Source organism: Novosphingobium sp. BW1, from assembly GCF_008107685.1.
Classification (GTDB): Bacteria; Pseudomonadota; Alphaproteobacteria; order Sphingomonadales; family Sphingomonadaceae; genus Novosphingobium.
Window position 1 is genome coordinate 103,585 of record NZ_VIRF01000078.1, and the last position, 19,385, is coordinate 122,969.

Annotated in this window: 16 protein-coding genes; 10 read left to right on the forward strand and 6 right to left on the reverse strand. The window is 63.6% G+C overall.

What is annotated here, in order from left to right; translation table 11 throughout:
• Positions 1–41: 41 nt before the first annotated feature.
• From FMM79_RS12775 to FMM79_RS12790, 4 genes are all read right to left on the reverse strand, one after another.
• Positions 42–1,448: a nitronate monooxygenase family protein gene (locus FMM79_RS12775; RefSeq protein WP_148627851.1), complete on the reverse strand. Its 1,407-nt coding sequence runs from the start codon at positions 1,446–1,448 to the stop codon at positions 42–44.
• A gap of 106 nt (positions 1,449–1,554) precedes the next feature.
• Positions 1,555–2,307, reverse strand: coding sequence for a class I SAM-dependent methyltransferase (locus FMM79_RS12780; protein WP_148628111.1), 753 nt, complete (start codon positions 2,305–2,307; stop codon positions 1,555–1,557).
• 143 nt (positions 2,308–2,450) lie between these two features.
• On the reverse strand, positions 2,451–3,578 hold the full coding sequence (prfB, locus tag FMM79_RS12785; protein WP_148627852.1) for a peptide chain release factor 2: 1,128 nt from the start codon (positions 3,576–3,578) through the stop codon (positions 2,451–2,453).
• A gap of 173 nt (positions 3,579–3,751) precedes the next feature.
• Positions 3,752–4,291 carry a peroxiredoxin gene (locus FMM79_RS12790; protein ID WP_148627853.1) on the reverse strand — a complete coding sequence of 180 codons (540 nt, stop codon included), beginning with the start codon at positions 4,289–4,291 and terminating at the stop codon, positions 3,752–3,754.
• A gap of 392 nt (positions 4,292–4,683) precedes the next feature.
• On the opposite strand from FMM79_RS12790, the gene FMM79_RS12795 reads away from it, so the two are divergent.
• The gene (locus FMM79_RS12795) at positions 4,684–5,562 is read left to right on the forward strand and encodes a CoA ester lyase (RefSeq protein ID WP_148627854.1); all 879 of its coding nucleotides are present in this window, start codon (positions 4,684–4,686) and stop codon (positions 5,560–5,562) included.
• Between the two features lie 48 nt (positions 5,563–5,610).
• Here the strand turns inward: FMM79_RS12795 and FMM79_RS12800 are convergent, their stop codons facing one another.
• Positions 5,611–6,984: a M28 family peptidase gene (locus FMM79_RS12800; protein WP_148627855.1), complete on the reverse strand. Its 1,374-nt coding sequence runs from the start codon at positions 6,982–6,984 to the stop codon at positions 5,611–5,613.
• A 177-nt stretch (positions 6,985–7,161) separates the two neighbouring features.
• Here FMM79_RS12800 and ettA point away from each other — a divergent pair, with 177 nt between their 5' ends.
• The 4 genes from ettA (at position 7,162) to FMM79_RS12820 (ending at position 11,853) form a co-directional block, all read left to right on the forward strand.
• Positions 7,162–8,841 (forward strand): energy-dependent translational throttle protein EttA, encoded by a 1,680-nt coding sequence (ettA, locus tag FMM79_RS12805; RefSeq protein WP_148627856.1) that lies wholly within the window; start codon positions 7,162–7,164, stop codon positions 8,839–8,841.
• Between the two features lie 251 nt (positions 8,842–9,092).
• The gene (locus FMM79_RS12810; RefSeq protein ID WP_240339152.1) at positions 9,093–9,980 is read left to right on the forward strand and encodes an RcnB family protein; all 888 of its coding nucleotides are present in this window, start codon (positions 9,093–9,095) and stop codon (positions 9,978–9,980) included.
• Between the two features lie 131 nt (positions 9,981–10,111).
• Positions 10,112–10,759 carry a 2OG-Fe(II) oxygenase gene (locus FMM79_RS12815; RefSeq protein WP_240339153.1) on the forward strand — a complete coding sequence of 216 codons (648 nt, stop codon included), beginning with the start codon at positions 10,112–10,114 and terminating at the stop codon, positions 10,757–10,759.
• Positions 10,760–11,349: 590 nt separating this feature from the next.
• Complete coding sequence (locus FMM79_RS12820) at positions 11,350–11,853, forward strand: DUF885 family protein (RefSeq protein WP_240339154.1); 504 nt, start codon at positions 11,350–11,352, stop codon at positions 11,851–11,853.
• 82 nt (positions 11,854–11,935) lie between these two features.
• On the opposite strand, the gene FMM79_RS12825 is transcribed toward FMM79_RS12820, so the two are convergent.
• Positions 11,936–13,555: a lysine--tRNA ligase gene (locus tag FMM79_RS12825; protein ID WP_148627858.1), complete on the reverse strand. Its 1,620-nt coding sequence runs from the start codon at positions 13,553–13,555 to the stop codon at positions 11,936–11,938.
• Between the two features lie 135 nt (positions 13,556–13,690).
• On the opposite strand from FMM79_RS12825, the gene FMM79_RS12830 reads away from it, so the two are divergent.
• From FMM79_RS12830 to FMM79_RS12845, 5 genes are all read left to right on the forward strand, one after another.
• The gene (locus FMM79_RS12830) at positions 13,691–14,566 is read left to right on the forward strand and encodes a mechanosensitive ion channel family protein (RefSeq protein WP_148627859.1); all 876 of its coding nucleotides are present in this window, start codon (positions 13,691–13,693) and stop codon (positions 14,564–14,566) included.
• 77 nt (positions 14,567–14,643) lie between these two features.
• Positions 14,644–14,844 carry a hypothetical protein gene (locus tag FMM79_RS21405; protein WP_162528508.1) on the forward strand — a complete coding sequence of 67 codons (201 nt, stop codon included), beginning with the start codon at positions 14,644–14,646 and terminating at the stop codon, positions 14,842–14,844.
• Entirely contained in the window at positions 14,819–15,529 is a 711-nt protein-coding gene (locus FMM79_RS12835; protein ID WP_162528509.1) for an amidohydrolase family protein, read from the forward strand. The genes FMM79_RS21405 and FMM79_RS12835 overlap by 26 nt, the downstream gene beginning before the upstream one ends.
• Positions 15,530–15,619: 90 nt before the next feature.
• The gene (locus FMM79_RS12840) at positions 15,620–18,340 is read left to right on the forward strand and encodes an ATP-dependent DNA helicase (RefSeq protein WP_148627861.1); all 2,721 of its coding nucleotides are present in this window, start codon (positions 15,620–15,622) and stop codon (positions 18,338–18,340) included.
• 59 nt (positions 18,341–18,399) lie between these two features.
• A complete protein-coding gene (locus tag FMM79_RS12845; protein WP_148627862.1) occupies positions 18,400–18,945 on the forward strand; it encodes a histidine phosphatase family protein in 546 nt (181 codons plus the stop codon).
• Positions 18,946–19,385: the final 440 nt, after the last annotated feature.

Genomic DNA, 19,385 nt, shown 5'->3' on the forward strand with positions numbered 1-19,385 from the left:
TCAGAATCTTGCAGGGCTTTCTTGCCAATTTCTGCAGCCGATCAGTCGCCGGTCAGGATGCGATCCACCAGTTCTTTCACACTCGGTGTGAAGCCGTTCGAGTAGAAGGGATCCTGCTTGAAGTTGTAGGCAGCATGACCCGCGAACATCAAATTCTCTTCCACCGGTCCGCCGTGGGCAATGTCCTGAAGCGTCTTCTGGATGCAGAAACTGCGCGGATCGGCCAGGCGGCCGGTCGTATAATCGTCATGGTCCTTCCACGACGAGAAACCGCAGTGCGAGAGGCAGCCCATGCAGTCAGCCTGATCCTTGCGGATTTCGTCGCGCTCGTCCGGAGCCACGAAAACGATGGTGTCGTCAGGCGTCCGCAGGCCGTCGGTGAACCCTTGCTGCGCCCAGGCACGCGCCCGTTCGAGATCCTTGGGGGTGACCCAGAAATTCTTGCCCTTCACGCCGACGTCGAGACGCACGGTGTGCTCACCCGCCTCGACCTTCGAGTAGGGGATCTGGCGCTCCGAACGCGCTTCGAGCAGACGCAGAAACGGATTGCGCACGGCCGAAGAGTAGAAGCCGGTCGGCGAGAAACGGTGCAACAGCACATCACCAGGTTCGAGGTCGCGCAGTGCGTCCTTCCAGGCCTGCGGGATCGGGCTTTCCGTGGTCAGCAGCGGGCGCGTGCCATACTGGAAGGCAATGCTGCCCAGCTCGGCGTTGTCGATCCAGTTTTCCCAGTCGCGCAGATACCATACACCGCCCGCCATCACGATTGGCACGTCGTCCGAAATGCCTTCCTTGCGCATCACGTCGCGCAGCGCCTTCACGCGCGGATAGGGATCTTCCGGCTTGAGCGGATCTTCCGCGTTCGAAAGTCCGTTGTGACCGCCTGCGAGCCAAGGATCTTCATACACTACCGCTGCCATCAGGTCCGCGACCTTGTGGTACGCCCGCTTCCAAAGCGCGCGGAAGGCACGGCCTGAACTGACGATAGGGAGATAGTTGACGTTGTAGTGTGCCGCGATCTCGGACAGGCGATAAGGCATGCCCGCCCCGCAGGTCACGCCGGTCACAAGACCGGGAGTCTTTTCGAGGATACCTTCGAGCACCTGCTGCGCACCGCCCATTTCCCAAAGGACGTTGATATTGATCGCGCCTTGGCCGTTGGAAATCTCGTACGCCCGCTGGACCTGCTCGACGCCGCCATCAATGGCATAGCGGATCAGTTCCTCGTGGCGCTCTTTGCGGGTCAGTGCATTGTAGACCTGTGGAACGATCTTGCCGTCGGCGTCGTAGCTGTCGGCGTTGACAGCACTGACCGTGCCGATGCCACCCGCTGCCGCCCAGGCACCCGAACTCATATGGTTGGTGGCCGAGACGCCTTTACCGCCTTCAATCAGCGGCCAGACTTCACGTCCACCATAGTTAATCGGCTTTAAACCCTTGAAACCCATCGTAATTCTTATCTTTCCCCCTCGGCGTCAAACTCCGACTTAAGAAGTCGGTGTAACCATTCAACGCCCGTGAATGGAATTTTCCTACCTGAACCCTGATACAGAGCTATTCCGTGTCCGCCTCACTGGACATACGGCACGGCACGATCGCTTCCGGTCCCGGTCGTCCTCCGGAAGCTTCGAACTGCGCGTAGTAGCCCTGGAGCTCAGGCTTACGGACAAATTGGCTCAAACGGAAGCCTACCGCTGCAAATTCGCAGAAGAGAAGTTCCGGCGGCATGCCATGTTCACCTGTCGAGCGATCGACATCCACGACGATGACCTTGCCCCCTTCACGCAACGCCGGTCGCAGGCGCCAAAGGAAGGCATATGGCTCGCTAACCTCGTGGTACATGTGAACCAAGAAGATGCGGTCGAAACTGTTTTCCGGCAAGCGTGCATCGTCGGGTGTCCCCAACTTGATGGAGACATTCTCCAACCTTTCACGCTCCACGCGAAGGCCCAGCTTCTGGATGACTTCGGGGTCGATATCGCCGGCCAGCACTCGCCCGGTCGAACCGACCCGCTGCGCCAGACGCACCGTGTAGTAGCCATCGCCTGCACCGATGTCGGCAACCGTCATGCCCTTGGAAATCCGGGCAAGGTCCATCACGACCTTTGCTTCGTTGACGCTGTCGCGCTGGACTTCGTTGGAAAAGGCCGTCGAGCCCCCCGGAGAGATCGGGCGGTCCGGCACCGGAAAGTCGCGCGAAGTGGCCGGACGATCCGGATCGGCCTCGCTCTGTGTGCAGGCCGCCAGGGCCGAAGCTGCGCACAGCAGCAATCCAGATGAGATCAGCCTGGCCTTCTGAGACCGCATCAGGCGAGGCCAGAACTTACGCGAGGAACGCAGCATTGCGCTGGTGTACCGCGTTCGCTTCGGCTTGGCAAAGCCCTGAAAGGGGGCCGACCTTCCGGCCCTCCCCGCATCTCGCACTGACACCGCTTTCTCGCGCGTCGATCTCAGTCGACGTCTTCGATTTCGACCTTCTCGCCGGTCACGCGCTGCGAAAGCGCGGCGGCCATGAAGGGGTCGAGTTCGCCATCGAGAACATCGTCCGGCGCCGTCGAGACGACGCCGGTGCGCAAATCCTTGACCTGCTGGTAAGGCTGCAGAACGTAAGAGCGGATCTGGTGGCCCCAGCCAATGTCGCTCTTGCTCGCGTGCTCGGCACTGGCGGCTTCCTCGCGCTTGCGCATTTCTTCCTCGAATAGACGCGACTTGAGCATGCCCATCGCGATTTCGCGGTTCTTGTGCTGCGAACGGTCGATCTGGCTCGCCACCACGATGCCCGAGGGCTGGTGGGTGATGCGCACGGCCGAATCCGTCGTGTTGACGTGCTGCCCGCCCGCGCCCGAAGCGCGGTAGGTGTCGATCTTGAGGTCGGCCGGATTAATGTCGATCTCGAAGGTGTCGTCAATCACCGGGTAGACCCAGACCGAAGAGAAGCTGGTGTGGCGGCGCGCCGAACTGTCATAGGGGCTGATGCGTACGAGGCGGTGGACGCCGCTCTCGGTTTTGGCCCAGCCGTACGCGTTTTCGCCCTTGAGCAGAAGCGTGCAGCTCTTGATGCCCGCCGCTTCGCCTGCGTGGTATTCGACCAGCTCGACCTTGAACCCCTTGCGCTCACCCCATCGGGTATACATGCGCTGGAGCATCTGCGCCCAGTCCTGGCTCTCGGTCCCGCCGGCACCGGCATGGACTTCGAGATAGGTATCGTTGGCATCAGCCTCACCCGAGAGCAGCGCCTGGATCTTGTCGCGATCGGCACGCGCGGCCAGTTCGGACAGGGTAGAAAGACCTTCGGCGATGGTTTCGTCATCACCTTCCATCTCCCCAAGTTCCACGAACTCGACTGCATCGTTCATCTCGGCGGTGATCTCGTTGACCGCACCGATCGAAGCCTCGAGGCGGCGACGCTCACGCATGACTGCCTCGGCTTCCTTGGGGTTGTCCCAGAGCGTGGGATCCTCGACACGCGCGTTCAGCTCATCGAATCGCCGCAGCGCGCGCTCCCAATCGAGCGACTTGCGCACGAGAGCGAGCGCTTTTTCGATACGGTCAATGTGGGCCTGCCCCTCGGCACGCATGGCGCGATACTCCAAATCAGATTGTGCACGCGCCCTAGCGGGCGCCACGCGGAATGCAAAGCCGCCCGCGACGAGACGAGCCGGAAAGGCAGCCCCATATCCGCGGACAGGCGCAGTGTTCAAGCCCCTCGCCCATAAATCATCGCGGCGAGACAGGCATGTGTCGCTTGTGATTAGCGGGCGAGCTTCTTCACCGCCGCCATCGTCAGCTTGACGTGGTCGCGGTAGTCACTGTCCGAATGCACCATGACGACCTTGCCATCCTGCCCGATCACGTAGCTGACGCGCTGGGTCAAGCCATCGGGAAGCCCGTCGACCTTGAGGGCGACGTCGTAGTCCTTGATGACCTTGGGCGGGGCGATGGCGACGGCAAACTTATCGCGGCATTCCTCGGTAGAGAATTTCTTGAGCGTCGGGAGGTCATCCCCCGATAGGCCCACGACCGTCGCGCCCAATCTGGCGAATTCGGGGGTCGCCTCGGCGAAGGCGTGGGCCTCCAGCGTGCACCCTTGCGTGAACGCCTTGGGGTAGAAGTACAAGACCACCGGCCCCTTGCGCAGCGCTGCAGAGAGATCGAAAGTCGTCTCCTTTCCCGCCTTCGCACCCTTGGTCACGAACGCTGGCGCCTTCGCCCCGACAGGAAGAGCGGCGTGCGCCGACATGGAGAATACGGAAAGCCCGAAAGCGGCGAGCGGGAGGATCATTTTGCGCATGAGGCCACTCTGGCGCGTGGGCGCGCCACTGTCCAGCCTGTACGGCAGGGACTGCCCTACCTCAAAGAGAAACCGCCCCGTTCATCTTCGCACGTGGGCGAGGTGAACGGGGCGGTGGGGCGACCCTCGGAGTTTTCCCGTGCCGAACAGGAGAGAGTGAGAGAGGCCCGGCACGAGGCTGTTTGTAGTTTTAGCGCGGTCTTGGAGGATGCGACCGCGCTTGCCATTCTTACTAGCCGCTATTGGAAACGATTGCACTAGCACTTTAGGCGAAGATTGGATCTGGCGCGGACCTTCTGCCCTTCGCCCTGCGCGCAAAGATGCCGCGTGCGGCCGCTTGACCCGCACGCACACGCACCCCAAGGACGAGGCCGATACAAGGAGAGCCACCGATGTCTGCAAACGCCCCGATCCGTCCGCGCCGCAGCGCCCTCTACCTGCCGGCCTCGAACGCCAGGGCCATCGCCAAGGCGCGCACCTTGCCCTGCGACGTGGTCGTGCTCGACCTTGAGGATGCCGTGGCGCCCGAAGCCAAGGCAGATGCCCGCGAGGCTGCGCTTGCGGCGCTTGAGGAAGGTGGCTTTGGTGCCCGCGAGGTTGCCGTGCGCATCAACGGGATCGACACCGAATGGGGCGTGGACGATCTTGCCGCGCTTTCCGGATCGAAGGCGGACGCGGTCCTCGTTCCCAAGGTTTCCACACCGCTCGACATCGGCCGCTACGAGGAAGCGCTTGAGACGGCGCCAGAGGCAATGCAGCTGTGGGCGATGATCGAGACCTGCAGTGCGGTTCTCAACCTGGAACCGCTTGCGGCCATGGCCGAGACCACGCGCCTCTCGCTCTGGATCATGGGCACCAATGACCTTGCCAAGGAAATGCGCGCCCGCCTGACGCGCGAGCGTACGCCGTTCCAGCCCTTCATGGCGCAGGCGGTGGCGGCCGCGCGGCTCCACGGCCTCACCATTCTTGACGGTGTGTGCAACGAATTCCGCGACCTCGAGGTATTCGAAGCCGAGGCACGCCAGGGCCTCGACTTCGGCTTCGACGGGAAGAGCCTGATTCACCCCGCGCAAGTCGAGCTCTGCAACACCGTGTTCAGCCCGAGCGCCGAGGAACTGGCCTGGGCCGAAGCGGTCATCGCGGCTTTCGATCTTCCCGAAAACGCCGGTAAGGGCGCCATCCGCGTGGAGGGGAAGATGACTGAACTGCTCCACCTCGAACAGGCCCGTCAGCTTCTGGCTGTGGCGCAACACATCGCCACTAGGGGCTAATTGCGGGTCGATCGCAGCGGATGCAGAGACGCTGCGATCGGCTTCACCTCAGGGTTCGTCGTGCGCCGGGACTGCGCTGATCGCGCCGGGCTCGTTCGCGACAATTTTCAGAACCGCGGTCCACGCCTCGACATTCTGCTGAAGGGCGGCCGGATCGACCTTGTCCAGCGTGTCGTCGGGGGTGTGGTGCAGGTCGAAGTAGTGCATGCCATCCTGGCCCAGATCGACCACGGCCAGTTTCTGCTCGGCGATGATCGGACCAACGTCGGTGCCGCCATGGGCCGCGCCCTCGTGCGGCACGATACCGAGCGGAAGGACGGCACCATTGACCTTGTCGGCAAGATCGCTGTTGCCCGCCGCAAAGCGGGTCTTGGCCTGCCAGACACGGTCCGCGCCGAAATCGCTTTCCATGGCAAGCGCGTGCGGCTCGTTCGCGTGCAGCTTCATGTAGTGATCGCCGCCGCTGTAGTAGATACCCTGCTCTTCATCGCCCGCCCACAGCACGCGGATCGTGCGTAGGGCCTGACCACCGTCCTGCGCGGCGAGCGCAGCGGCTGTCACGATCCCGCAGCCTGATGCATCGTCGATAGCCCCGGTGCCAAGGTCCCAGGAATCAAGGTGGCAGCCCACCAGGATCATCGGCAGGCTGGGATCGCGCCCCGGCAGATCCGCGATCACGTTGCCTGAAGTCGCATTCTCCAGCGGCCTACCTTCAAGACGAAGGGCGATCTCCATCGGTTTGCCGCCGCCTGCGATACGCGCGATCAGGTCTGCATCGGGGTTCGATACCGCGCCCGCCGGGATCGGGTTTGCCTTGCCAAAGGCAGTCACGCCGGTATGCGGATTGCGATGACTGTCGGTGCCCGCCGAACGGATGACGATGGCAAGAGCACCGCGCTCGGACGCCATCGCGGGCCCGGCCCGGCGCACGTTACCATAAGGTCCATAGCCTGAACCGTCCTGCGCACGGCGCATCGCATGGTCGACAAAGGCGATCTTGCCCTTGAGCGAACCTCTAGGGGCGGCCTCCAGCGCCTCCAGCGTCGAAAAATAGACCAGCGGTGCGGTCAGACCGCCCTCGGGCGTGGGCACCGAAAAGCCCAGCGCGGTGATGGCGAGCGGCTGCGGATAGGGCGCGGTCAGGCGTGCCTCTTCAGGCCCGCGCTGCCAGGTCGTCGTCGCAAATTCCTCGATCCGTACGTTCTGGAAGCCCAGCGCCTCGAGCTTGGCCTTGCCCCAGTCGCGGGCGCGGTCCTCGGCTTCGGAGCCCGCCATGCGCGGACCGACCTCCGTGGTCAGCCCCTCGGTGATTTCCCAAGCCACCCCCTCGCCCTCTACAGGCTTGGCGGTAACGGGAATGGCGTAAAGGGCGACGGCGGTGAGCACCGCGCCGAGCGCGGTTGAAGGAATGTTGCGTATCATCGCACGAAGGTATCGCGGCCATAGGCGCCTGCCAAGCAACGAAACACCTTGGCGCGCAAGCTGTCCGCATCCATGCCTTACCGCCTGCTTCCAACTCATCGGGCCGCTTGCAGGCCGGGGACGGGCTCTGTAAGGGCCAAGGCCAAGTATTCCATCAACACAGCATCCGAGGACCGCATGGCCGCGCAATACGCCTTCGTCATGAAGGACATGACCAAGACCTTCCCGGGCGCACCCAAGCCGGTGCTCTCCAACATCAACCTGCAGTTTTACCAGGGCGCCAAGATCGGCATCGTTGGCCCCAACGGCGCGGGCAAGTCGACCCTTATGAAGATCATGGGCGGTATCGACACCGATTTTTCGGGCGAAGCCTGGCCCGGTGAGAACATCACCGTGGGCTACCTGCCGCAGGAACCCCAGCTCGACGAGAGCAAGACCGTGCTCGAAAACGTCAAGGACGGCGCGCGCGAAGTGGCCGACATGGTCGACCGCTTCAACGCGATCTCGGCCGAAATGGGTGATCCGCAGGACGACACCGACTTCGACGCGCTCATGGAGGAAATGGGCACGCTGCAGGACAAGATCGACGCCGTCGATGGCTGGACGCTCGACAACCAGCTCGAAGTGGCGATGGAAGCCCTGCGCTGCCCGCCCAGCGACTGGGACGTTAAAAGCCTCTCGGGCGGTGAAAAGCGCCGCATCGCGCTGACCCGCCTGCTCATCCAGAAGCCCGACATCCTGCTGCTCGACGAACCGACGAACCACCTCGACGCCGAAAGCGTCAACTGGCTGGAAAATCACCTCGCCGAGTACCACGGTGCCGTGCTGATGATCACCCACGACCGCTACTTCCTCGACAACGTGGTGGGCTGGATCCTCGAACTCGACCGCGGAAAGTACTTCCCCTACGAAGGCAACTACTCGACGTACCTTGAGAAGAAGGCCAAGCGCCTTGAGCAGGAAGACCGCGAGGCGACGGGCCGTCAGAAGGCCCTCAAGGACGAGCTCGAGTGGATCCGCGCCGGCGTCAAGGGACGCCAGACCAAGTCCAAGGCCCGTATCCGCAAGTTCGAGGAACTGCAGAACGCGCAGGACCAGCGCACCCCCGGCAAGGCCCAGATCGTCATCCAGGTGCCCGAGCGCCTGGGCGGCAAGGTCATCGAAGCCAAGGGCATCTCCAAGGCCTTTGGCGACAAGCTTCTGTTCGAGGACCTATCGTTCATCCTGCCGCCCGGCGGCATCGTCGGCGTCATCGGCCCCAACGGTGCGGGTAAGTCGACCCTCTTCAAGATGCTCACCGGCCAGGAGAAGCCCGACACCGGCGAGATCGAGATAGGTCAGACCGTGCATCTGGGCTATGTGGACCAGAACCGCGACCACCTCGATGGCAAGAACAACGTCTGGGAGGAAATCTCCGACGGCCTCGACTACATGAAGGTCAACGGCCACGACGTGTCGACACGTGCCTATGTCGGCGCCTTCAACTTCAAGGGCCAGGACCAGCAGAAGAACGTCGGCAAGCTCTCGGGCGGTGAACGCAACCGCGTCCACCTTGCCAAGATGCTCAAGGAGGGTGGCAACGTCCTCCTGCTTGACGAACCAACCAACGACCTCGACGTTGAAACCCTCGGTGCGCTCGAAGAGGCGATCGAGAACTTCGCCGGATGCGCCGTGGTCATCTCGCACGACCGCTTCTTCCTCGACCGTCTGGCCACGCACATCCTCGCCTTCGAGGGCAACAGCCACGTCGAATGGTTCGAAGGCAACTTCGAGGCCTACGAAGAGGACAAGCGCCGCCGCCTCGGCGATGCGGCCGACCGTCCGACCGCGCTGGCCTACAAGAAGCTGACGCGCTGACACATCCCTCCACAAGGATCGAGACGGCCCGCCCGAAACGGCGGGCCGTTTTCGTATATGACGGCCCCAGTCGCGACGTTCATCAAAATAACCCCTGACATGAACGCAAAGCCGTAACCCAGTTCAGCTTCAGGCAAGTCGCCTCAGGGTAGAACCGGATCAACGCTGAAAACGATTGGATAAAGCTCTCACCCCACCTCCGCGCAATGGTTACGGAACGATTGGCTGCGAGAGCAGAAGAGGTACCCACAATGTCCAGAACACTTCTGAAGGCCGGAGCCTGGGGAGCCATGCTCCTTGCCACGACCGGAATGGTCCTTCCCGACATCGCGATTGCGCAGGAACGTGGGCGTCATGAGCGCGCTAACCGCGGTGATCGCGGCGGCCAGCGCCAGGCGCGTCAACAACGCCAGGCGAACCCGCAACGCCAGGCGAGCCCGCAACGCCAGGCGAGCCCGCAACGCCAGGCCCGGCCCAGCCGTCCGGCGCAGACCCGCAACAATCGTGGTGGAGCAAGTATCGAACGGAGGCAGGAGCGCGCAGAGCGCAATTACAGCCGCCGCGAGACAAGCCGCGCCCAGCGCCTCGAGCGTAGCCGCGCCAGCCGCGCCGAGCGCACGGCCCGGCCGGATGCCCGCCGCAATGTGCGCGACAACCGCCAGGCCCAGAATCGGGAAACCCGCCGGGACACACGGCGCGACACCCGCTATGACCACCGTGACCAGCGCCGGGACAGCCGGTTTGACCGTCGCGACGACCGCCGTGGAAATCGCTATGAACGGCGTGATAACCGCCGCGACTATCGCTCCAGCCGCCGCGCCGAACGGCGTTGGGACCGCAACGAGTGGCGCCGCAACAACCGCTACAACTGGCGTAGCTATCGGGCTCAGCACCGTTCGCACTACCGCCTGGGACGCTACTACGCCCCCTACCGCGGCTATGCTTACCGCCGCCTGAGCATCGGCTTCTCGCTGGGCGCGATGTTCTACGGCAGCCGTTACTGGATCAACGACCCCTGGGCCTACCGTCTGCCCGCCGTCTACGGCCCCTACCGCTGGGTCCGTTACTATGACGACGTGCTTCTGGTTAACACCTATACGGGCGAAGTTGTCGACGTGATCTACGACTTCTTCTGGTAACACCCTCGTTCATCGATCGCGATCAGCCCCCTTGCTCTGCGGCAAGGGGGCTTTTGCGTATCCGGGACAATCCCGAGATTGATCCGTCCTCGTGAACCTGCGAGCATGGTTCGATGGACGCAGAGCGACTTTTGGATCGAGAGATCCTCGCCCGCATCGGCACCCGGGTGCGCAACCGGCTCGACGCCGCACCCGCCGTACGCCGCCTCCCCGACGAACGCGCCGAGATCTACACGCTCGACAATTTCCTCGACGCGGACTGCTGCCGCCATCTGATCGATCTGATCGATGCCGAAGCGCAGCCCTCCGCCCTGGTCGACGATTCCGACAACACACAGATCCGCACGAGCTGCTCAAGCGACATAGATCCCGAGGATTCAGTCGTACGCCGCCTCGACGCGCGGCTGTGCGCCCTGACCGGACTTTCGGGCCAGCGCAGCGAAGCTGCGCAGGGGCAGCGCTACGAGTGCGGCCAGTTCTTCGCCGAACATTGCGACTGGTTCGACACCAGCGCCGAATACTGGCAGCGCGAGAAAAACTGCGGACGCCAACGCAGCTGGACCGCGATGATCTATCTCAACGCCGTCGATGAAGGCGGCGCGACCGAGTTCACGCGCCTTTCGCTGCGTATTCGACCAAGACTGGGCGGCCTTCTCCTGTGGAACAACGCCTTGCCCGACGGGCGACCCAACCCCTATACCCTCCACGCCGCCCGGCCGGTTGTGCGGGGCACCAAGTACATCGTCACGAAATGGTTTCGCTCCCACACCTGGCAATAGGCCGCGCGGGCTCACCTCCCACACTTCTAAAGCGGCGGTGGCGGCGCGCGCCGGCCGCTAGCCTTGTGATCCTTGGTGTGATCGCCGCACCCCGCCGCCCTGCCCTGTGACAACCGAGGCCGAGCAGACTGACAGGCGGCAGGATTCTCGCGCCCTGCGCAGGCCTTTTTGCGAACCAGGAGGCTCGCGAGGCGGCCCTCGATCCGCTTGCCGCGCTCTAGTTCCTGACAATGCCGATGCGCGCTAGCGGGCGACCTGCGCTTTTCCCACGCCCTCTTCCAAGAGCGCATGGCTGAGCACGTTGCGGCACTACGGCCGGAAATGCGGAGCCTCGAAGGGGCATTCCCGTTCCACCATTTTGCGGGACTTCAGCTTGATTTTCCCTCGCTCATCGCGCCCGGCGGGCCTTTTCCTACGATAACGAAGAAGATTACCGTGAGGTCCTGCGACTCTACGCCGCTTTTCCCACGATCATCGACACCGCCATCGCCCGCTACGAAGCTGGAGGATTCTATGTGGAAGGCGCGGGCCGCATCCCGGCGACCTTCTTCTACAACACTTAAAACCTGGAAAATTACTTCGTCTCGAGCGTGACGACACTTTACCAGCACGAAGCCATGCCCGGCCATCACCTGCAGATCAGCCTTGCACGCGAGAACTCCGCCCAGCCCACCTTCCAGCGCAATTCGCAGACCACTGCGTTCGTGGAAGGCTGGGTGCTTTACGCCGAGACCCTGGTCTACGACATGGGCCTCTACGACGACCCGCTTCAGCATTGGGGAACGCTCGACGATGAGATGCTGCGCGCGATGGGCCTCGTCCTCGACACCGGCCTTGACGCACGTCATTGGTCACGCGCGCAGGCCATCGACTACATGCTTGACCATTCCGGCATGGGTTGCAGCGATGCCGAGGCCGAGGCCGAAGTCGACCGCTACATCGCGATTCCGGCCCGGGCCCTGTCCTATAAAATCGGCGCGCTCACCATCCAGAAGCTGCGCCGAGACGCCGAACAACGCCTCGGCTCGCGCTTTGTTATCCGTGACTTGCACGAGACCGTTCTAGTCTCGGACGCGTGCCGCTCTGCCTGCTAAAGGAACAGGTCGAGGGATGGGTTGCCGCGCCAGAGGGGACCTCTGTTGCGCAGCACGCCCGCTAGTTTGGGTTTGCGCAGCCTCAGGCCAGCGCTTCGGCGATGAGCTTGCGCGTCTCAGGCACACCGTAGAGCGCGATGAAGCTGCCCATGCGCGGCCCCTGGCTGGAGCCTAGCAGCGTCTCGTACTGCGCCTTGAACCAGTCACGCAGGCTCTCAAAGCCGTACTGCTCGTCCTTGCCGATCTCGTAGACGATGTTCTGCAGGTCCTCCGCCGAAACATTGGCCTCGACCTTGGCAAGCTGCGCATCGAGCTCGGCAAGAGCGGCCACTTCACCGCCCTCGGGCTTGCGGCGCTGCAGGGTCGGCGCGATGTAGTCACGGTTGTAGGCGAGCGCGCAGCTCACCATCGCGTCCAGCGCGGGGTGCTCGGTAGGTTCGGCGTTTTCGACATAGTTCGCCAGGTAGGACCAGACCTGCTCACGCGTGGCGTTGGCGCCTAGCACACCGACAAGGTTCAGGAGCAGCGCAAAGGTTACCGGCGGCACCGGCACATCGTTCTGCTTCTGGCCGTTCGTGCGCAGGAGGTGCCACACCGGGTTGCCCAGTTGCTTGTCGAGCGCCTGCTTGAACAGGTTGCCATAGAACTGCCAGTATTCGTCCACGGCCTTGGGGATCACGCCGATGTGCAGCTGCTTGGCGCTCTTGGGTTCACGGAACAGATAGAAGCCGAGCGACTCCTCGGTGCCGTAGGTCAGCCACTGCTCGATGGTGAGACCATTGCCCTTTGACTTGGAGATCTTCTCCCCGTTCTCATCGAGGAACAGCTCATAGATCAGCCCTTCGGGACGGCGACGGCCGAGGATCTTGGCGATCTTGCCTGACTGCGTGACCGAATCGGTCAGGTCCTTGCCGCACATCTCGTAGTCGACACCAAGGTCCACCCAGCGCATGGCCCAGTCGACCTTCCACTGCAGCTTGGCCTGGCCGCCGAACACGCTCTGCTCGACCGTGGAGCCGTCCTCGTCGGTGAAGCGGATCATGCCGGTCGCGGGATCCAGCACTTCAACCGGAACCTGCAGAACGACGCCCGTTGTCGGCGAGACCGGGAGCACGGGCGAATAGGTCTTGCGACGCTCTTCGCGCAGCGTGGGCAGCATGACGCCCATAATCGCATCGTAGTGGGTGAGGACACCGCTCAACGCGTGGTCGAAACGGCCCGCATTGTAGCGCTCGCTCGCCGAGACGAACTCATAGTCGAACCCGAAGCGGTCGAGGAATTCGCGCAGCATCGCGTTGTTATGGTGCGCAAAACTTTCGAACTTGCCGAAAGGATCAGGAATGCGGCTGAGCGGCTTGCCCAGGTTCGCGGCAAGCAGTTCGGCCCGCGGGATATTGTCCGGAACCTTGCGCAGACCATCCATGTCGTCCGAGAAAGCGACCAGTCGGGTTACGCCGTCCTCCGGCTTCGCGCCGACCAGCGCCTCGTAGGCGCGGCGCACGAGTGTGGTGCGCAGGACTTCCTGGAACGTCCCGATATGCGGCAGCCCCGAGGGGCCATATCCCGTCTCGAACAGGATAGGCTCTGGAGAACCGTCAGCACCGCTCTTGCCATTGGGATAGCGCTTGAGCAGTTTCTGGGCCTCCTGGAAGGGCCAGGCCTTGGACACACGGGCGGCTTCGATCAGGGCATTTTCAGTCATGCGCGCGCTCATCTGCGATTGCGCGCGATTTCGCAAGCGCCTTCGGCACTCCGTCTGCGCGCAAACCGAAACAGGAACCCCCGGCGGTCCTCAACAGTTAGGTGCAAAACGCACCGGAAGGACGGAAAAATCTTCGTGAATTATATCGAGACCCTGACCAAGGAATTGGAGAGCATGGCCATGGGCTTCTTCCAACTCCTGCCCTCGCTCGCCATCGCCCTTGGCATCGTCATACTCACCTGGATCATGGTTGGCGTGTTCGTGCGCATCATCGGCCGGGTCACCAAGCGCGCAGGCCTGCGCACCGATCTGCAGCAGCTTTTGGAAACAGTGACCAAGCTTGCGGTCTGGATCCTGGGCATCCTGATCGCGCTGACCGTCGCAATCCCGAGCTTCACTCCGGCAGGTGCCGTCGCTGGACTGGGTGTCGGTGCTCTGGCTATCGGCTTTGCCTTCCAGGACATCTTCGAGAACTTCCTCGCTGGCGTGCTCATCATGCTGCGCGAAAAGATGAACATCGGCGATTCGATTTCGTGCAACGGCATCATGGGTTCGGTCGAGCGCATCACCCTGCGTGAAACCTACATCCGCCAATTCTCGGGCGAACTGACCGTCGTGCCCAACTCGATGCTGTTCAAGAACGCGGTCGACATCTTCAATGACCAGGCCGTACGCCGAGAGCAGGTGGTCGTGGGCGTATCCTACGACACCGACCTTGAAACCGCCGAAACGACCATCCGCAAGGCCGTGGAAGGCATTGCTGAAGTCGACAAGGACAAGGGCGTCCTTGTCTTCGCGCAGGAATTTGGCGCAAGCTCGGTCGACTTCCTGGTGCTGTGGTGGAGCAACACCGGCGAGCAGGACAAGCGCCTGACCAAAAGCCACGTGATCATGGCGATCAAGAAGGCGCTTGACGACGCCGAGATCGAGATCCCCTTCCCTTACGTCACGCACACCTTCAAGGAAGCGCTTGCGGTCGAGAATGCGCCTCTGGCCGCCAACGAAACCTGACAATTCGAGTTACGCCCGTTCAAGCCGGATCACTCTGGCGACTTGAACCGGGCGCGATAATCCGCTGACTGGCCGGCATGGAGGGGATTCATGCCGGCCTTTCGCGTTCGGCACCTTCTCACTGGCGTCGTGGCGCTGGCACTCTCGGCTGCGGCTCCGGCCTGCGCCGCGACATTCCCTCCTCAATCGCCTTCGAGGAAATCCTCGATGCCGCGCTCGAGATTATCGAACATGTCGAATCGATCCCGGGGCATGGCCTTGCCGGACCGGCAGAATGACAGGGCGCCCAGGACCCTTGCCCTGCGGATCGCGCAGAGTGGCACGCCGATCACGCCAACGCTTCTTGCGCACCACAATCTCTGCATGGTGGCCCGCACGAAAGGCGCATACGCCGCGCGCGCCGGGACCGACACCCTCAACCCGGTCGCCCAGCAGACAGAAGTGGAGCACATTTCGCTGTGGTCCAGGCAGGAGCCAACCGAGCACCCCGCCAAGGACCTGTGGCTCGGTCGCTTCACCGCAATGCTCGACGAAGCTGGCGTCACCCTGATGAGCGGCAGCGATGCCGGTATCCTCACGAACATTCCCAGCCCGTCCTTGCACGACGAACTTGCCCTGATGGTGCGTGGCGGCATGGCGCCTGTCCGGGCCCTGCGCGCAAGCACCACCAACACCGCCAAGGTCCTGGACACGAAACAGGCAAGCGGTTGCTTCTCGCAAGGCTCCCATGCGGACATCATCCTCTCCCCCTGCGCCCCTTCCGAAACAATCCGTTGCAGCCGCGAGATCGAGGCGGTCATCGCCTGCGGGCATTTCCATGACAGACTGGCTCTCGACAGAGCTCCTCGAAAGCGCCGCGCATGCCAACAGCTAGCGGAACTTGCGCAACCTTATGGCTGGAATGGACGAGCAAGGCACGCTGCTCGATCCCTCCACTCTGGGGATGTGAACCGGCCCGAATGAGCCCCCGTTCGCTGCGCCCCGCCCATTGAGGTGCGGATAGATGCACACCGCGCATTCCCTTCCGTTCTAGCTGCGCTTAAGACCTGAACCATGTCCGCGTCCCGACTACCTGCTCTTCACGCCAGCCACAGCGGCTGCTGGCTTCACGACGGACAAGGAGACGCGCGCGCCCTCTCCAAGGGACAGGCCGTCACCGCGGTCGCGGATGCCCCGCACCTGATCCTAAACGCCCCACTGCTCGCGACGCGCCTGGGCTATCCTGATCTTGCCGGGCTTGACCTGCTCGAACTCTACGCGTTTATGCACCCTGCCCGCTTTGTCGTGCCCACGCCCAAGGGGCTCGCCGATGCGCTGGGCCTGCCGCGTCCTGAAGCCGACAGTGAAGTGCCCGAACTTCTCCAGCACGCCGCGATGCGTCTCCTGGAAACCTGCGAGCAGCCCGACTGGGCCGAGCGTGAGGGAGCCTGGACCTCGCTGCAATCGCTGGTGAAGATGCGCTGGCCCTGGGCCACACTGCTCGCCCCGCGCCTCGCCAAGCCGCAGAAGGCCGAGCGCTGGATCTTCACACGCTTGCCGGAGTGGGAAGAGTCGCCCGAGCCGCCCCAGCCGCGCCAGCTCAACATTCCGGATGGGGCCGTTCTCGACCGCCTGGCCCATCTCATCGGACAGGGCGCAGAGGAGCGCGCAGGCCAAAAGGCTTTCGCCGTCGAGGCCGCGCACGCCTTTGCTCCGCGCAGCCGAGCTGGCCTTCCCCATGTCGTTCTGGCCCAGGCAGGCACAGGCGTGGGCAAGACGCTGGGCTATCTCTCCCCAGCCTCCGTCTGGAGCGAAGCCAGCGGCGGCACGGTCTGGGTCTCAACTTACACCAAGGCGCTACAGCGCCAGTTGCGCAAGGAAAGCCGCCGCGCCTGGCCCGAGACGCGGCCCGATGGTTCGCAACCGGTCGTAGTGCGCAAGGGACGCGAGAATTACCTGTGCCTCCTGAACCTTGAAGATGCCCTTCAGGGCGGCTTCGCCGGACGGGCCGCCATCCTCGCCCAACTGGTCGGCCGCTGGGCCGCCTATACCCAGGACGGCGACATGATCGGCGGGGATCTGCCCGGGTGGCTCGGCACTCTGTTCCGCAAGCGCGGCATCGCGGCGCTGACCGACCAGCGCGGCGAATGCGTCTATGCTGGCTGTCCGCACTACCGCAAATGCTTCATCGAGCGCGCCGCGCGCGCCAGCATCAATGCGGACCTCGTCATCGGCAACCACGCGCTGGTGATGATTAACGCGGTTCGCGGCCGCGACGTCGCCTCGCGCCCGACCCGCATTGTGTTCGACGAAGGCCATCATGTCTTCGACGCGGCCGATTCGACCTTCGCTGCCGAGCTTTCGGGCACCGAGATGATCGAACTGCGGCGCTGGGTAATCGGCCCGGAGAAGAAGTCGCGCGGACGCCGCCGCGGCCTCGCAGCGCGGCTCGCCGACGTTGCAAGCTACGACGATGAAGGCGACAAGGCAATCCTGACCGCCCTTTCCGCCGCCGAAGCCCTGCCTTCCGACGGTTGGCTGCAGCGCATCAACGACGGCGAGCCGTCCGGTCCGCTCGAAGAATTGCTCGCAGCCGTGCGCGCCACCGTTTATGCGCGCGATGAAAGCGGCGGACAGGAAGCCGGCTATGGTCTCGAGACCGAAGCGGCCGGGCTGGAGGGGGCTTTCGTCGAGGCATCCCAGGCCGCACGCCTCGCCCTTTCGGAACTACGCCTTCCGTTGATCCAGCTTGGCCTTCGCCTCCAGGCCTTGCTCGAAGACGGGCCGGACTGGCTCGACGGCCAGGGCCGCGCGCGTATCGAAGGTGCACGCCATTCGCTGACCTGGCGCATCGACCTGCTGGTCGCCTGGGAAAACCTGCTCGAACGCCTCGGCGGTCCGGCCGACCCCGAATATGTTGACTGGCTCGCCCTTGCCCGCTCCGAAGCGCGCGAGTTCGACATCGGCATCCACCGCCACTGGCTCGATCCGATGAAACCCTTCGCGAAGGTCGTGCTCGAACCCGCGCACGGGGTCATCATGACTTCGGCCACCTTGCGCGACGGCGACAGCTGGGAGCGCGCCATCACCCGCTCGGGCGCACCGCATATCGAGGTGAGCCCACGCCTTTCGCTCAGCCCGAGCCCGTTCGACTACGCCGCGCAGGCCGAAGTCCTGATCGTGCGCGATGTCCCGCGTGGCGACATTGCCGCACTCGCCGCGGCCTACGGCCGCCTGATCGAGGCATCGGGCGGCGGCGTGCTCGGTCTGTTCACAGCGATCCGTCGTCTTCGCGCCGTTCATGGGCGTATCGCAGACCGGCTGGCTCGCGGTGGCCTCCCCGTCTACGCCCAGCACGTCGATCCCATCGACACCGGCACACTGGTTGACATCTTCCGTGATGATCCGGGCGCCTCGTTACTTGGCACCGACGCGCTGCGCGACGGTGTGGACGTTCCTGGCCACTCGCTTCGCACCGTCATTATGGAGCAGGTGCCCTGGCCCCGGCCCACGATCCTGCACCGCGCGCGGCGCATGGCGGGAGGCGGCTCGGCCTATGACGACAGCATCATTCGAGCCCGCCTCGCGCAGGCCTTCGGCCGTCTTATCCGCAGCAAGGAGGATCGCGGGCATTTCATCGTGCTGTCCTCGGCCTTCCCCTCACGCCTGCTCGACGCCTTCCCCGAAGGCACCCCCATCGCGCGAATTTCGCTCGACGAGGCTTTACAGCGCGTTGCCGGTCATGCTTCAGGGAATCCGATCGCGAACCGGGCCGATCCGGCGGATCGCAGTTGAAAAACCGGCACCACGCCCGCCTGGCGCGCAGGCAGATGTTTTAGGAAGCGGCAGAGCCCATGAAGACCCTTGGAATTTTTCGCCACGCCAAGTCGGACTGGAACGATGCGCGCCTCCGCGACTTCGACCGCCCCCTGAACGCGCGAGGCCGCAAGGGCGCGGCCATCATGGGCCTGCACATCCGTGACCACGCCCAGAACTGGAGCCGTATTCTCGCCTCGCCTGCGGTTCGCGTCACCCAGACGCTCGACCTCGCCAGCGAAGCGGCTGGCGCGGCCCCATCGATCACCTGGGACCGGCGCATCTACCTCGCCAGTTCCGCCACGCTCATCGACGTGCTGCGGGAACAGGAGGGCGATCCTGACTCGATCATGATGGTCGGCCACAATCCGGGCCTCGAAGACCTCATCTTCGACCTCGTGCCCGACAATGGAAACAGCCCGCTGCGCGACATCGTCGAGGAAAAGCTGCCGACCGCCGCGTTCGCTGTCCTCCAGCTCGACATCGATAGCTGGGACAAGGTCGACTTGGGGTGCGCCAAACTCGTGCACCTGCAGCGCCCGCGCGACCTCGATCCCGACCTGGGCCCGAACGCCAACTTCTAGGCGGCAGGTTCGGAAACCAAGAGCTACGGACAAACGCGTGGTGGCACGTCGCCCCGGGCAAGGACGTTATCGACCAGCTTATGCGGACAAGCATCAAGTCGACGACCGAATCTTTGCCTGGAGAAGACGCGCGTGATTGATTTCACCTCGGAGGCTGACCAGGCGTCACTTTCCCAGATAGGCCGCCCCTTCTAGTCGTACGCTCCCGGACGCACTCGTTCCACAATCACGCGAAGCGCCGCAAGCCGGACCGGCGCAGCCCAGATCTTTCCAGGCGGCACCGCATGACCGTTGCCCAGAGATACCGTCTGATGGCGGCAATCCGCCAAATGTGGCAGATTGCCCCTATGAGACCCAAAACAAGCACATATCTGCAGTTGCGCCGCTTCGTGGACCACGAGATCTGGGCAGGCGAGTTCGGCCGGTTACGCCGGTTTTCG

Coding starts and splice junctions, on each gene's coding strand:
- FMM79_RS12840 (WP_148627861.1), top strand. CDS start 15,620: ATGTCCGCGTCCCGACTACCTGCTCTTCACGCCAGCCACAGCGGCTGC.
- FMM79_RS12810 (WP_240339152.1), top strand. CDS start 9,093: ATGTCCAGAACACTTCTGAAGGCCGGAGCCTGGGGAGCCATGCTCCTT.
- FMM79_RS21405 (WP_162528508.1), top strand. CDS start 14,644: ATGGAGGGGATTCATGCCGGCCTTTCGCGTTCGGCACCTTCTCACTGG.
- ettA (WP_148627856.1), top strand. CDS start 7,162: ATGGCCGCGCAATACGCCTTCGTCATGAAGGACATGACCAAGACCTTC.
- FMM79_RS12795 (WP_148627854.1), top strand. CDS start 4,684: ATGTCTGCAAACGCCCCGATCCGTCCGCGCCGCAGCGCCCTCTACCTG.
- FMM79_RS12825 (WP_148627858.1), bottom strand. CDS start 13,555: ATGACTGAAAATGCCCTGATCGAAGCCGCCCGTGTGTCCAAGGCCTGG.
- FMM79_RS12775 (WP_148627851.1), bottom strand. CDS start 1,448: ATGGGTTTCAAGGGTTTAAAGCCGATTAACTATGGTGGACGTGAAGTC.
- FMM79_RS12800 (WP_148627855.1), bottom strand. CDS start 6,984: ATGATACGCAACATTCCTTCAACCGCGCTCGGCGCGGTGCTCACCGCC.
- FMM79_RS12790 (WP_148627853.1), bottom strand. CDS start 4,291: ATGCGCAAAATGATCCTCCCGCTCGCCGCTTTCGGGCTTTCCGTATTC.
- FMM79_RS12835 (WP_162528509.1), top strand. CDS start 14,819: ATGGCCTTGCCGGACCGGCAGAATGACAGGGCGCCCAGGACCCTTGCC.
- FMM79_RS12845 (WP_148627862.1), top strand. CDS start 18,400: ATGAAGACCCTTGGAATTTTTCGCCACGCCAAGTCGGACTGGAACGAT.
- prfB (WP_148627852.1), bottom strand. CDS start 3,578: ATGCGTGCCGAGGGGCAGGCCCACATTGACCGTATCGAAAAAGCGCTC.
- FMM79_RS12780 (WP_148628111.1), bottom strand. CDS start 2,307: ATGCGGTCTCAGAAGGCCAGGCTGATCTCATCTGGATTGCTGCTGTGC.